This is a genomic window from Devosia polycyclovorans (assembly GCF_042181575.1).
In the GTDB taxonomy this organism is placed as follows: Bacteria; Pseudomonadota; Alphaproteobacteria; order Rhizobiales; family Devosiaceae; genus Devosia; species Devosia polycyclovorans.
In genome coordinates this window covers 1,140,926-1,155,015 of record NZ_CP170082.1, presented here as the reverse complement: position 1 = coordinate 1,155,015, position 14,090 = coordinate 1,140,926, and the positions used below count along the sequence as shown (strand labels likewise).

13 protein-coding genes are annotated in these 14,090 nt (G+C 62.8%); 9 read left to right on the top strand and 4 right to left on the bottom strand.

The features are described from left to right. Positions 1 to 137: 137 nt before the first annotated feature. The 3 genes from pal to tilS all read left to right on the top strand — a co-directional run bounded on the left by pal (position 138) and on the right by tilS (position 3,083). Positions 138 to 632, top strand: a complete 495-nt coding sequence (pal, locus tag ACE4RL_RS05910; RefSeq protein WP_375599588.1) for a peptidoglycan-associated lipoprotein Pal — start codon at positions 138 to 140, stop codon at positions 630 to 632. A gap of 172 nt (positions 633 to 804) precedes the next feature. Continuing rightward, complete coding sequence (gene ybgF, locus ACE4RL_RS05905; protein WP_375599587.1) at positions 805 to 1,824, top strand: tol-pal system protein YbgF; 1,020 nt, start codon at positions 805 to 807, stop codon at positions 1,822 to 1,824. After that, positions 1,809 to 3,083 (top strand): tRNA lysidine(34) synthetase TilS, encoded by a 1,275-nt coding sequence (gene tilS, locus ACE4RL_RS05900; RefSeq protein WP_375599586.1) that lies wholly within the window; start codon positions 1,809 to 1,811, stop codon positions 3,081 to 3,083. The genes ybgF and tilS overlap by 16 nt, the downstream gene beginning before the upstream one ends. On the opposite strand, the gene ACE4RL_RS05895 is transcribed toward tilS, so the two are convergent. Together ACE4RL_RS05895 and ACE4RL_RS05890 are read right to left on the bottom strand one after the other, a co-directional pair. Continuing rightward, positions 3,080 to 3,784 (bottom strand): anti-sigma factor domain-containing protein, encoded by a 705-nt coding sequence (locus ACE4RL_RS05895; RefSeq protein WP_375599585.1) that lies wholly within the window; start codon positions 3,782 to 3,784, stop codon positions 3,080 to 3,082. The genes tilS and ACE4RL_RS05895 overlap by 4 nt on opposite strands. Further along, positions 3,781 to 4,332, bottom strand: coding sequence for a sigma-70 family RNA polymerase sigma factor (locus tag ACE4RL_RS05890; protein WP_375599584.1), 552 nt, complete (start codon positions 4,330 to 4,332; stop codon positions 3,781 to 3,783). Before ACE4RL_RS05890 ends, ACE4RL_RS05895 begins: the two co-directional genes overlap by 4 nt. A 177-nt stretch (positions 4,333 to 4,509) precedes the next feature. Between ACE4RL_RS05890 and argB the strand changes: the two genes are divergently transcribed. Beyond that, positions 4,510 to 5,412, top strand: coding sequence for an acetylglutamate kinase (argB, locus tag ACE4RL_RS05885; protein ID WP_375599583.1), 903 nt, complete (start codon positions 4,510 to 4,512; stop codon positions 5,410 to 5,412). Between the two features lie 120 nt (positions 5,413 to 5,532). Continuing rightward, on the top strand, positions 5,533 to 6,309 hold the full coding sequence (locus ACE4RL_RS05880) for a sulfite exporter TauE/SafE family protein (RefSeq protein ID WP_375599582.1): 777 nt from the start codon (positions 5,533 to 5,535) through the stop codon (positions 6,307 to 6,309). Positions 6,310 to 6,367: 58 nt separating this feature from the next. On the opposite strand, the gene ACE4RL_RS05875 is transcribed toward ACE4RL_RS05880, so the two are convergent. Both ACE4RL_RS05875 and ACE4RL_RS05870 read right to left on the bottom strand, forming a co-directional pair. After that, positions 6,368 to 7,852, bottom strand: coding sequence for a DHA2 family efflux MFS transporter permease subunit (locus tag ACE4RL_RS05875; RefSeq protein ID WP_375599581.1), 1,485 nt, complete (start codon positions 7,850 to 7,852; stop codon positions 6,368 to 6,370). An 87-nt stretch (positions 7,853 to 7,939) separates the two neighbouring features. Beyond that, positions 7,940 to 8,173, bottom strand: coding sequence for a hypothetical protein (locus tag ACE4RL_RS05870; protein ID WP_104893255.1), 234 nt, complete (start codon positions 8,171 to 8,173; stop codon positions 7,940 to 7,942). A 229-nt stretch (positions 8,174 to 8,402) separates the two neighbouring features. On the opposite strand from ACE4RL_RS05870, the gene ilvA reads away from it, so the two are divergent. The 4 genes from ilvA to ACE4RL_RS05850 all read left to right on the top strand — a co-directional run bounded on the left by ilvA (position 8,403) and on the right by ACE4RL_RS05850 (position 14,054). Next, positions 8,403 to 9,923, top strand: coding sequence for a threonine ammonia-lyase, biosynthetic (gene ilvA, locus ACE4RL_RS05865; RefSeq protein WP_375599580.1), 1,521 nt, complete (start codon positions 8,403 to 8,405; stop codon positions 9,921 to 9,923). A gap of 155 nt (positions 9,924 to 10,078) precedes the next feature. Beyond that, complete coding sequence (locus ACE4RL_RS05860) at positions 10,079 to 11,314, top strand: hypothetical protein (protein ID WP_375599579.1); 1,236 nt, start codon at positions 10,079 to 10,081, stop codon at positions 11,312 to 11,314. A gap of 77 nt (positions 11,315 to 11,391) precedes the next feature. Further along, positions 11,392 to 12,093 (top strand): pyrimidine 5'-nucleotidase, encoded by a 702-nt coding sequence (locus ACE4RL_RS05855; protein ID WP_375599578.1) that lies wholly within the window; start codon positions 11,392 to 11,394, stop codon positions 12,091 to 12,093. 83 nt (positions 12,094 to 12,176) lie between these two features. After that, entirely contained in the window at positions 12,177 to 14,054 is a 1,878-nt protein-coding gene (locus ACE4RL_RS05850; protein WP_375599577.1) for an ABC transporter ATP-binding protein, read from the top strand. Positions 14,055 to 14,090: the final 36 nt, after the last annotated feature.

Genomic DNA, 14,090 nt, shown 5'->3' with positions numbered 1-14,090 from the left:
CGTCACAAAAAAGCCTGGATTCCCGCCACATCCGCGCCCCATTAGCCCGAGATTAACCACGCTGGCACACCCGGTTTTAAGATTAAGCGCGGTAAATGCTGCCCTTAAGATTTTAGCTTTCCTCGTAGGAGCCCGCCTTGGCCATCCCCGCCCCCATCAATACCGCCCTGCGCGCCGCAGCCATGCTGCTGTTCGTCGTGGTCGTCGCCGCCTGTTCGCGCAGCGCCACCGACAATGTCGGCCTGACCGGCGTTGGCAACACCGGTGCCGGCGCCCCCGGCAGCCAGCAGGAATTCATTGTCACCGTCGGTGATCGCGTCTTCTTTGAAACCGACTCCAGCTCGCTCACCAGCGAAGCCATGGCCACGCTCGACAAGCAGGCACAGTGGCTCAACCAGTACGCCAATTACCGCATCATGATCGAAGGTCATGCCGACGAGCGCGGAACCCGTGAATACAACATCGCCCTTGGCGCCCGCCGCGCCTCTGTAGTCGTGAACTACCTGGTGAGCCGCGGCGTCAATGCCCAGCGCATCACCAGCCAGTCCTTCGGCAAGGAACGCCCGGTCGCGATCTGTAACGACATCTCCTGCTGGAGCCAGAACCGCCGCGCGGTCACTGTCGTCCAGTAAATTCCTTGGCCTGCCGCACTGCGGCAGGCCGATCTGATCCGGTGAAAACTGGAGGCAAGAGCGCCCGGTGCCAGAAAATGGTCCGGGCGCTTTCTTTTGACCAAAATTGCTCTTTATCGGCTGACGCATAACCCCCATCTTGGCCGGCATCGGCAGCATTTCGGAGGCAGGTGTGACGCTTAAGGATTTGACGAAACTGGGCCGCGCGGCGTTGTGTGCGCTGGGCCTTGGCCTGTGCGCCCAGGCGGCGCAGGCGCAGACGGTAATGCCGCCGGGTGAATTGGGCGGTCTGGGCTTCAACAATAATGGCGGCCGCATCCTGGTGGCCCAGGCAGACAGTGCCCAGCTCATGGTGCGCATCCAGCAGCTTGAAGAGCAGATCCGCGTGCTCAATGGCCAGGTCGATGGCCTGACCTTCCAGCTCACCCAGTTGCAGGAAATCCTCAACCGCTTCCAGGAAGACGCCGAGTTCCGCTTCCTGGCACTGGAAGGCGGTGGCCCGGGAAACGGTGAAGCGGCAACGACGCAGGGCGGCGCGACGCAGCCCCAGACGTTGCCGCAGGACCCGGCTGCAAATGAAACGGACGTGCCCCTGACCGATATTCCCGAACAGGGCGTGCAACCCCTGCCCGGTGAGATCGAGTTCGATCCCACTTTCGATGACGGCACTGCGCCGGCAGACGATCTGGGCCAATCCGGCGATCCGCTGGTAGGCACGGGCCAGTTCGGTGTTGTCGACCTCATCACCGGCCAGCCACTCAATCTGAGCTATGACCCCGCCGCCGACCAGACGGGCAATCCCGATGCAGATGCCCAGTTCCGGGCCGGATACGAGGCCATGCTGGCTGGGGACTATGACTTCGCCGAGCAGCAGTTCAGTCAGTTCATCGAACTTTACCCCGACAATCCGCAGGTGATCGATGCAGGCAATTGGCTGGGCGAATCCATGCTCGCCCGTGGCGCTTATGCCGAGGCGGCCGATGCGCTGGTCGATGCCTATCAGAAGAACCCCGATCACGAGCGGGCGCCCGACATCCTGCTCAAGCTCGGCGTCTCGTTGGCTGGCGTGGGCGAAAGCGAAACTGCCTGCCGCACCTTCAACGAGGTATCGGCGCGCTATCCCGACACCATCCCGGCCTTCCAGGCCCGCCTCGCCGAGGAAAAGGCCAGGGCCGAATGTCCACCGGTCTGACGCCCGATCTGGGCGATCCGGACGTGCTGGCGCGGCTGTTCGCGCCGGCAGTAAACGAACCCGCTATTGGCCTGGCCGTCTCCGGCGGAGCGGATAGCCTAGCCCTGATGCTGCTGGCCCAGCGCTGGGCCAGTGGCCTGGAGCAGGCGCCCAAGCTGATCGTCTATAGCCTCGATCATGGCTTGCGCCCTGAAGCGTCCGCGGAAGTGCAGATGGTGCTGCGCGAAGCCGAAAAGCTGGGTCTTGCCGCGCGCGGACTGCACTGGACCGGGGACAAGCCCGAAACCGGCCTGCAGGAGGCGGCCCGGCAGGCCCGCTACCGCGTCATCGGCGAGGCCATGGCCGCCGATGGCGCAACCCTGCTGCTGACCGCTCATCATCGCGCCGACCAGGCCGAGACCGTGCTGATGCGCCTGGCCCATGGCAGCGGCATTGAAGGGCTAAAGGGCATGAGCGCGGTTAGCCAGGTGGAAGGTGTGCGGGTGTTTCGGCCCCTGCTCGATGTCGAGCCGTCCAGCATGGCACTGCTGGTGGCCGAAGCAGGGCTGAGGCCAGCCATCGATCCATCCAACGATGATCGGAGCTATGAGCGTGTGCGCTGGCGCCAGCGCCTGCCCCTGCTCGCCGAGGACGGGCTGGACGCCGCGGCCCTTTCCCGCTTTGCCACGCGCATGGCAGAGGCCGATTTGGCGCTGAGGCAGATGGCAGACGCCGCCTTTGCCGAACTGGTGACGCTGGATGGCTTTGGTGCCGCCAGCATGCTCCAGGCTGCCTTTGAGGCCCTGAGCCCGGCCATTGGCCGGCGGGTACTGGCCCGCACGCTCAACATTGTCGGCGGTCGGCAGAAGCCGCGAGCGCTGGGACAGGTCGAAAAACTCTATGACCAGATCGCCCAGGGTGATCTGCCGCGTGCCGCGACACTGCTTGGCGCCGTGGTGCGTCTCAAGGGGCACAAACTGTCCATCTCGCGCGAACCGGGCCGCGCCCTGCCCGAAGATTGTGTCCTGGCGCCGCATGCCGGATTGGTCTGGGACCAGCGTTTCCTGATTACCAACCTGTCTGACGCGGCGGGCCTTGTCGCCGGAGCTACCGACTTTATGCCGCGCCACCGGCTGGAGAACTTTCTCGGTTTCAAGGTCACCACCCCGGCCGAAGCCATCCGCACCGCACCGCTGGTGCGTGACGACGCGGGCGAAATCCTGGCCCTGGGCGGCTGGTCCTTCGACGACCGGGTCAGCGTGAAATTGCTGATCGATTAGATCTGGTGCACTTCGCCCAGGGCCACGACCGGACCGGTCGCCTTGCCTTCGGGCGCGCCGCCCTTCGGTTCAAGGGTAATGGCCAGCACCGACCCTTCTCCCCAGCCGGAGCGGACCTGTTCGCTCAATTCGACCACGGAGCGTTCATTGACCGGAACGACACCCATGGAAATGGGGTCCTGCCCACCCTGGATAGCCCAGAGCTCCAGGTCGCGGTCTGAGGGGACCTCGCCGGACAAGGCGGTGAGCCGGACAGCCCCGGCTCCGTCATAAAGCGCCAGGAAGCGCACGTCGCTGCCCTCGGCCTCGAGCGCGGCGACCAGTTGGGTCGTAAGCGTGGTCACGCTGGGTGCCGGCTGCATCAGGCTAAAGCCGATGGCGGCAACCGCGACGGCCAAGGCGCCCGCGGTGATACCGCGCCAAAGCGCCAGGCTATCCCACACGGAGGCCCTCGGCGCTGATCCGAAAAGCCGGGTCTCCACCCGGTCGAGCACATGAGCGGGTGCCGCCACCTCGGCAAATTCGCTGTCGAGCGCCGCAAAGCGGGCGGCCCAGAAGTCACGCTCGGCCTGTAAAGCCGGGTCGGCGGCAATCAGCGCCTCGACACGCGCATGTTCGGCCGGGCCCAACAGGCCCAGGACATATTCAGCCACCAGCGCCCCGCGCTCGCCGCCGCCCTTGCTGTCCCCTTCCATACTCATGCCGTCAGACACTCTCTCAGTTTGATCAGGCTGCGCCGCAGCCAGGTTCGCATTGTATTGAGCGGCACCGCAAACCGTTGCGCCAGCTCGTCATAACTGTAGCCGTCGAGATAAGCACCGCGCACGGCCTCGGCCCGATCGGCCTCCAACTGGCCCAGGCAATTCTCGATCCGGGCGCCATCCTCGCTCGACGCGGTCAGCCGCTCCGGGCTCGGGCCCGTATCGGCGACGTCCATCGCCGTATCGAGATCATCACCCGATGGCCTGCGCGCCCGCACCATGTCCAACGCATGGTTGCGCGCGATCGCCACCAGCCAGCTTATCGGCGAATATTGCCCCGCGACATAGCGATCAGAACGCTGCCAGACCTTGATGTAGACCTCCTGTATGGCCTCTTCCGCTTCGGCCCTGTTGCGTAAGATACGCAACACGACGCCGAAGAGTTTCGCGCTTGTGCGTTGATAGAGCGTGCGAAAGGCCTGGCGGTCACGCAGCGAGCAGCGCGCGATCAGATCCGCAATCTCGGCGGTTCCGGATTGTTCTGGCATGGGCTTTGGCCCTCCCGTCCATGAGGCCGTGCCACGGCCTTTCAGTTGAATACGCCGCAGGGCAACAAATGGATCACCGCTCTTCAAAAAAGCTGGGCAATAGCGTTTCATACGGGGCGAAAATGCCTTAGACCCTTCGCCCAGACTGTAGGCCACGCCAGGGAGCCGCCCACCACCATGTCCGATCAAGCCTCCGATACCGACCGGTTCAGCCATGATGCCGGCATCCTCGCCCAGGCCCTGCCCTATATGCAGCGCTATGAGGGCAAGACGGTTGTGGTCAAGTATGGCGGCCACGCCATGGGCGACCTCAAGCTTGGCCAGGCTTTTGCCCGCGATATCGCGCTATTGAAGCAGTCCAAGGTCAATCCCATAGTGGTGCATGGTGGCGGACCGCAGATCGCCTTGATGCTCAAGAACCTGGGCATCGAATCCAAGTTCGAGGGCGGGCTGCGCGTCACCGACCAGCGCACCATGGAAGTGGTCGAAATGGTGCTGGCCGGTTCGATCAACAAGGAAATTGTGGCGCTGATCAATGCCGAGGGGGAATGGGCGATCGGCCTGTGCGGCAAGGACGGCAACATGGTGTTCGCCAAAAAGGCAGAAAAGACCTTCAAGGACCCCGGCTCCAATATCGAGCGCGTGCTTGATCTGGGCTTTGTCGGTGAACCGGTGGAAGTCGACCGCACGCTGCTCGACCTTCTGGCCCGCTCCGAACTGATCCCGGTGATCGCCCCGGTGGCGCCAGGACGTGATGGCAATACCTATAATATCAATGCCGATACCTTCGCCGGTGCCATTGCCGGATCGCTCGGTGCCAAGCGCCTCCTGTTCCTGACCGACGTGCCAGGCGTACTCGACCGGGATGGCAAGCTGATCCCTGAACTCACAGTACGCGACGCCAAGGCGCTGATCGCCGACGGCACCATTTCGGGCGGCATGATCCCCAAGGTCGAAACCTGCCTTGAAGCGCTCGACAATGGCGTGGAAGGCGTGGTGATCCTCAACGGCAAGCAGCCCCATGTGGTGCTGGTGGAACTCTTCACCGAGTTTGGTGCCGGCACGCTGATCGTGCGCTAGAGTGCAAAACCGGTAATCTGTTTCCCGACACGGCATCGAAACGCAAAAAGCTGGCCAAGTATACCCTATCAACACGATAGAGTATCAAGATAGCATCCTCATATTGCGTGAGGAGGCAATATGGGCTCAGAGTTTCTGGTTTTTGCAATCGTGGGATTTCTGGCCCAGATCGTCGATGGCGCGCTCGGCATGGCCTATGGCGTGGTCAGCACGACCATGCTGCTCGGTTTCGGACTGCCCCCGGCCACGGCATCCGCCAGCGTTCACGCCGCCGAAATGTTCACCACTGCGGCGTCGGCAACCAGCCACATCAGCCACCGCAACGTGAACTGGCGCCTGTTCTGGCGTCTTGCCCCGGCCGGCATCGCCGGCGGCGTGCTGGGCACCTATGTACTGACCTCGATTGATGGTGCTGCGCTACGCCCCTTCGTGACAGTCTATCTGGGCCTGCTGGGCGCCTATATTCTGTTTCGGGCCTTCCGGAGTCGCGCGCCTTACCAGGAGCATAGCGCCGCCTATGTTGCGCCCCTCGGGGTGGCCGGCGGCTTCGTTGACGCCGCGGGCGGCGGCGGCTGGGGACCCATCGTCACCTCCAGCCTGATCGGGTCGGGCGGAGCGCCGCGCTTTGTCGTGGGCACGGTCAACACGGTGGAGTTCTTCGTCACCACCGCGGTGTCTGCCGCCTTTCTGACCGCGCTCCTCACCGGTCACTGGCAACAGGCCGACGGCCTATATGGTCACATCTGGTCGGTCGCCGGTCTGGTTGTCGGCGGCGTGCTGGCTGCGCCCCTGGCCGGCTTTGTGGTCCGGATCATCCCCGCAAGGCGGCTGATGATCCTGGTGGGCGGGCTCGTCATCTTACTGGCCGCCTACCAAACCTGGCAGTTGCTGGTTTGACGAACTGGCGCGGAACGCGATACCGCAAGGTTCACGCGCCCCGGACGCCCGGCAGGGTTCAGACCTCCGCGACAACAGGCCTGGCCTTGTCCTTGCTTGGCAGCCGGCTGCTACCCTTGAAGACAAAGGCCAGTGCCAGGACCAGGCCGAACGCGACCACCTGATACCACAGCGACAGCGCCGCCGCCCCGCCAAAGGCGGCTTCCGGACCATTGCCGACGGCAAGATTACCTGCCAGTTGCGAGAAGAAAATCTGCCCCACCAGCGCCACACCAAGCGCACCTCCAACTTGCTGGAACGCCTGCAGGGCACCCGAACCTGCCCCGGCGTCGCGCGGCGGAACATTGCGCAGCACCAGTTGGAACAGCGAGGAAAAGCCGGTTCCCAAACCAATGCCCGCAATCAGCAGCGGCGTCAGGAAGCTCCAGGGATCGATGCTGCTGCCGGTTCCGGCGATCACCAAATGCAGCCAGCCAATGCCGATAACCAGCATGGCCCCGGCCGCTGCCACGCGGCTGCGCAGATAGTGCGAGCCGAAACGCCCGGCAATGAAGGAAGCAATCAATACGCCCACGGAGAACGGCGTATTGGTGAGGCCCGACTGCAGGGGGGAGAACCCGAAACCGGCCTGCAGCAGCAGCGATATGACCATGAACATGCCTGGAATACCCGAGGCGAAAATGGTCACAACCAAGGCCCCGAACATATAGTCGCGATTGGCCAAGAGGTCGTAGTTCAGCAATTGCGGCCGGCCGATGCGCGCACGATGCTTCTGCCAGAAGAAGAACCCTACAAGCAGCCCCAGCCCTGCCACCATCATGGCAAAACTCCAGGCTGGCCAGCCCAGCGCCCGCCCTTCTATAATCGGGAAGACCACGGCCACGATGCCGGCGCCGAACAGGCCAATGCCGGCATAGTCGTTGCTGAGATCAGGATGGCCGGGCAGCCGCGGAATAAGAAACCAGCCGGCGACGATGGCGGCGATGCCGATCGGAATGTTGACGAGGAAGATGGGCTGCCAGTCCAGGCCGAACAGCTGCGCATCGATGAGAATGCCGCCCAGGATGGGCCCGCAGACGGCGGCCAACCCGGCCGACAGGCCGAACAGGGAAAAGGCCTGGCCGCGCTCTTCTGGCGGGAAGGTTACGGTGGCGATGGCCAGCACCTGCGGCGTCATCATCGCGCCGCCCAGCCCCTGCAACACCCTCGCGCCGATCAGCATTTCGATGGACCCCGCCATGCCGCACAGGGCCGAAGCCAGGGTGAAGGCGACAACGCCAATCAGAAACATCCGGGTGCGCCCCACAACGTCACCCAGCCGACCGAAGGGGAGCAGCCCTAGGGCGAAAGCCAGCACATAGGCCGCTACGACCCATTCGATCTGGCTGTTCGACGCCCCAAGGTTGTCCCGCATGGACGGCAGCGCGACATTGACGATGGTGACATCGATCAGGTTCATGAAATTGGCAATGAGCAGGATGCCCAGCGCCAGCCAGCGGCGTGGATCGGGCGGCGCAGCGGCTCCGGCTTCACTGGTGGACATGCATATTCCTCAAAATACGGGAATGGGCCACAACGGCCCATTCAAACGATCAGAAAATACATCCCGCCAGAACAGCGAGACCCTGACTCAATCGGCAACACCTTCGGGCAGAATGCCGGCCTTGAACAGAACCTTGGGTTCGTCATAGGTGTCGGCCTCGACATCCACATCGGCCGAATAGGCCCACACCCCGGCGCGCATCGGGGCAATGCGCTCGGCCGATGCGATCGCCGCTTCCGCTGATTTGGACTGCTGCGGCTGGTCAGGCTCCAGCTTCCGGCCCTTCTGTCGAAAGCCTTGCACATAATAGAGCGTCGCCACTGTTCCGATCCTTTGATTGTCTAGCAGCGGCAGACTCGCCATGCCGGTGCATACCGACACCGTTTACGACACAATCGGGCGCGTGTCGCAGGGCATGTTCGGCATCGACCCAGTCGGCGCAGCGCTGTGGACACCGATGATCACCTCGAGCCAGTATCGCCCGAAGTTGACATTTGCTGTCAGCAGGCGTCCATCACCGCCATAATCAAGAGCCGCCCGAGACCGACCGATGACCGACTATGTCCGCAAGATCCTGACCTCCTCGGTTTATGAGGTGGCTGTCCAGACGCCGCTCGAGAAGATGGACCTTCTGTCCGCGCGGCTGGGACACGACATCCTGGTCAAGCGCGAAGACCTGCAGCCGGTCTTTTCTTTCAAGATTCGCGGCGCCCACAATCGCATTGTCCACCTGACTGCCGAGGAACGAGCCCGCGGCGTGATCTGCGCCTCCGCCGGCAATCATGCCCAGGGTGTGGCGCTCTCCGCCACCCGGCTGGGCATCCGCGCCATTGTGGTCATGCCCACCACCACGCCGATCATCAAGGTCAATGCGGTCAAGCGCCTTGGCGGCGAAGTTGTCTTGTTTGGCGACGGTTTCGATGCAGCCCGCGCCCACGCGGCGGGTCTGGCTGAAAAACACGGGCACGTGTTCGTGCATCCTTTCGACGACCCAGATGTGATCGCCGGCCAAGGCACGGTCGGGCTGGAAATCATGCGCCAGCACCCCGAGCCCATCGGCGCCATTTATGTGCCCGTGGGGGGCGGCGGACTTGCGGCGGGCATTGCCAGCTTTGTCAAATTCCTCCGTCCCGAAATCCGCGTCATTGGCGTGGAACCGGACGAAGCAGCCAGCATGAAGGCGGCGATCGCCGCTGGCAAACCAGTACCGCTTGACCGGGTCGGGCTGTTTGCCGATGGGGTGGCGGTGCGCCAGGTGGGCGATGAGACTTTCCGGCTGTGCCGCGATCTGCTGGACGATATCGTCACTGTCTCTGCCGACGAAATCTGCGCCGCCATCAAGGATATTTTCGACGACCATCGCGCCATCACCGAACCGGCGGGCGCCCTGGCGCTGGCGGGACTGCGGCGTGACATCGAGAACGGCAACGCACCAGAGGAAGGCGCCCTGATCGCCATCAATTCTGGCGCCAACGTCAACTTCGACCGGCTGCGCTATGTGGCCGAGCGGGCCGAGATCGGCGAGCGGGCCGAGGCGCTGATGGCCGTTACCATTCCCGAACGCCCGGGCAGCTACCGGGCCTTCATTCGCCTGATCGGCAATCGCGCCATCACTGAATTCAACTACCGCTATCGCGCCGGGGACAGCGCCCGCATCTTTGTCGGCGTAAAACTCGCACGCGGCGATGCCGAAAAGCGCGAGATCATTGAGTTCTTGCAGGACAGCGACTTGGCAGTGACCGATCTGACCGACAACGAAGTGGCCAAGCTCCACGTTCGACACATGGTCGGCGGACGCGCGGCGGGCCTGGCCGACGAGAAAGTCTTCCGCTTCCAGTTTCCCGAACGGCCCGGCGCGCTGCTGAAATTTCTCGAGGGCCTGAACGACGCCTGGAACATCTCTCTGTTCCACTACCGCAATCACGGCTCCGATTATGGCCGGGTGCTCGTGGGCGTGCAGGTGCCACCCGAGACGAGCGAGGACTTCTTCGCCCATATCGACGCTATCGGCTTCCCCTATTGGGATGAGACACAGAACCCGGCCTATCGCCAGTTCCTGCATATGGACTGAGCGAACCACCCGACATTATGTTGAAATAAACCGCATCTATAGCGGGCTGACCTATTTCCGCCATGTCGCCATTGCATTTGCCGAAGCAAGGGGCAATCTGTCGACACTTCTGCAGGACTGGACCATTCCGGCACGCGCAAGACTATAAGAGGGACATGAATACGATGATCAGAACGATCAAGACCACCAGCCTGATGACCGCAACCGGACTGGCCGCCTTTGCCTTTGTGCAGCCGGCCATGGCGTTGGACGCCCAGACCTTTGTTGACCGCATCGAGGCTGTCTACAAGGTGATGGGCTATGATATGAGCTTCGGCCCGGCCACGCTTTCGGGCGACACCATCACAGTCGACGGGGTCACCGTGACCATGACCGGCATGGACCCGATGACCCTCGAAACCGAACTGACCTTTTCGGGCGTCGTGGAGAATGAGGATGGCAGCTATTTTGCCGACAGCCTGACCACGCCCGACCTCGACATCGAATTCGGCGACGAGCATGCCGGTCACCTGACCCTGGTCGACATGGTCGCCGAAGATCTCTGGCTGCCGCCGGAAGGCGAAACCAGCGCCGAAGTGCTGGTGCAATTGATCGGCCGCATGGCCACTGGCCCGCTGACTGTGACCCGCGACGGCGTCGATGTCATCAAGGTCGACGGCATGGAAGCGGTGTCCGAATTTGCCTATGACGCCAATGATGCCCTGGAATCCATTCACTCGAACGTCGCGATCACCAATATCTGGGCCGATCTCTCCACCGTGGCCGAAGAGGAACCCGAAGCCGGTGCCGTTATTGCCGCGCTGGGCCTCACCAAGATCTCGGGCAACGTCACCCAGTCGGTGAGTTGGACCATGGCCGATGGGCAATTGGTTTTCGAAGAGATGCTGCTTGATTTCGCCGACATCGGCGCAATCAACTTCACCGCCGATATTTCCGGCTTCACCCTCGATATGCTCGACAAGATCTACGCCATGCAGGCGTCCGATCTCGATCCAACCAGCGAGGAAGCCCAGGCTCAGCAGATGATGGCCGGCATGGAAATCGCCCAGAACCTGGCAATCTCCGGCATGTCATTGCGCTATGACGATGCCGGCCTCGCGCCAAAGCTGCTCGACATGTTCGCCGCTCAGTCCGGCGCGGATCGTGCAACCTTCGTGGAAGGTCTCAAGGCCATGGTCCCGGCCATGATCGCCGAAAGTGGCATTCCCGCGCTCAACGATGTGGTCGTTCCGCCGGTTTCAGACTTCCTCGACGATCCGCAGAGCCTGGAAGTGGCGGTCAATCCGCCCAGCCCGACCTCCGTGCTGGTCCTGGCCGCTGCCGCATCCAACCCGGCCGGCCTGATCCAGGCGCTGGGCCTGACCGTCACGGCCAATTCCAAGACAAAATAAGCGCGCTGCGGGGCCTTCGGGCCCCGCATCCGTCCCTCGTTGATGCGGCTTTCATCCTTTTGTGTCATGGTGCGGCAATGACCGCATTGCCCCGCCCCCACAACAGTCTCGACCACGTCACCGACTGGGTCTTTGATCTCGACAACACGCTCTACCCGCGTGAATGCAATCTGTTCGCCCAGATCGACACGCTGATCACCCACTATGTGATGGAAGTGACCAGCCTGGACTTCTCCAGCGCCCGCGCCCTGCAAAAGACCTACTACCGCGACTTCGGCACCACGCTGAACGGGCTGATGCACAAGCACGACATCGACCCCGACCACTTCCTCAACACCGTGCACGCCATCGACTATTCGCCGGTCGATCCGCATCCGAACCTGGTTGAAGCCATCGCCGACCTGCCGGGCCGCAAGTTCATCCTGACCAATGGCGACACCGGCCACGCCCGTTCGGTCCTCAGGCGCCTGGGAGGCGATCATCTTTTCGAACATGTGTACGATATTCGCGCCATGACCTTTGTGCCCAAGCCGCACAAAAAGGCCTATGACGGGTTCTTCGCCAATCACGGCATCGATCCGACCCGGGCCATCATGTTCGACGATCTCGAAAAGAACCTGGTGGTGCCGCACGAACAGGGCATGGCAACGGTACAGGTGGTGGCCAGCGAAGACTTCAGCCATGAGCAGGTCGAGGCCTGGGAACTGGGCCGCTCCACCGGGCCACATGTGCACCATGTCACCAGTGATCTGGCGGGCTTTTTACGCAATTTGCCATGATGCGGACAATTCTGTCCAAAAGGTAATGCGCTCAGGGCTTTGTCCCTATTCCCGCCTGGTTGGGAAGCCGATACATTGCCGCCATGAGTGACCTGCCCGGGCGCCGTCCGCCGCCCATTCCCGAAACCAGCCCGACTCTTCGTGACCAGATCGACAATCTTGCGCATTTGGGACGTTTGATTGCGCAGATCTGGCGCACCAGCAAGGGTCTGACCACGGCCAGCATGGTGCTGCGCCTGCTGGCGGCCGTGCAGCCGGTGGCCGTGCTTTATGCCGCCAAGCTGATTGTCGATGAAGTGGTACGGCTCACATCAATCACCCCACCCGGCCCCCACATTCTCGACTGGCTCAACGCCGGCGCGCTCAACGGCATTATCGGCTTCCTCCTGCTCGAACTGGCACTGGTGCTGGCCAATGATTTGGTCGCGCGGGCCACGGGCCTGGTGGATTCGGTGCTGTCCGAACTCCATTCCAACCAGGTGAGCGTCGAATTGATGGAGCATGCCGCCCGGCTCGATCTGCAGCATTTCGAAAGTGCCGAATATCAGGACCGGCTGGAGCGGGCGCGCCGCCAGGCTGCCGGGCGCAATGCGCTATTGAGCCAGATTTTCGGGCAGGCACAGGACATCATCACCGTCTTTACCCTGGCCGCGGGCCTGTTCTTCTACGCCCCCTGGCTGATCCTGTTGCTGCCATTGAGTTTTATCCCCTCGGTGTGGGGCGAGGCCCGGTTCAATTCGCTGGCCTATATGCTGAGCCGTTGGCGCACGCCGGAGCGGCGGGAGCTCGAATATCTCCGCCACATCGGCGCCAGCGCCGAGACCGCCAAGGAGGTCAAGCTCTTTGGGCTGGGCGGCTATCTCGTCACTCGCTTCAAGAAACTGGCGCATCAGATCTTCATTGAGAACCGCCGCGTCGCTACGCTGCGCGCCAGCTGGGGCGCCCTGTTTTCCGCCATTGCGAGCCTGGCCTATTACGCCGCCTATGGCTTCATCGTCTGGCGCACCATCACCGGTGCCTTCACCTTGGGCGATCTGGCCTTTCTTTCCGGGTCCTTCCTCAGGCTCAATGGCCTGTTTCAGCGCATCCTGCTCGGCTTCACTCAGATTGCCGGACAATCCATGTATCTGGATGACCTGTTCTCTTTCTTCGAGATCGAACCGACAGTGTTGGCGCCGGCCGAGCCCAAGCCCTTTCCGGCGCCGATCCGCACCGGCATTGTCTTTGACAATGTGGGCTTCAAATATCCCGAGACCGACACCTGGGTGGTGCGCAATCTCTCCTTCGTACTGCCGGCCGGGGAGACCCTCGCGCTTGTCGGCGAGAATGGCGCCGGCAAGACCACCATCGTCAAGCTGCTGACCCGGCTCTACGATCCCAGCGAGGGGCGCATCACCATCGATGGGGTCGACCTCAAGGACATGGCGCCGGTCGATATCCATACCCATGTCGGGGTGATCTTCCAGGATTTCATCCGCTACAGCTTTTCCGCCCGCGACAATATCGGGGTCGGCCGCATTGAGGCGCGCGAGGATCAACCCCGGATCGACACCGCCGCCGAGCAGAGCCTGGCCGACGGCGTCATCGCCAAGCTGCCCAAGGGCTATGACCAGCAATTGGGCCGCCTGTTCCGCCAAGGCCGCGATCTTTCGGGTGGCGAATGGCAGAAGGTGGCCATCGCCCGCGCCTATATGCGCGACGCCGAACTGATCATACTCGACGAACCCACCGCCGCGCTGGACGCCAAGGCGGAAGCCGAAGTTTTTGCCCGCTTCAAGGGCCTGGCGGCAGGCAAGTCCGCCGTCATCATCTCCCACCGCTTTTCGACCGTGCGCATGGCCGATCGCATCCTGGTGCTCGACAATGGCGCCATTCTCGAAGCCGGCACGCATGAGCAATTGGTGGCGCTCAAGGGCCGATACGCCGAACTGTTCGAGCTGCAGGCTGCGGGTTATCGCTAAGGACCCAGTGCCCATTCCCAGCAGTCGGGGCACCTC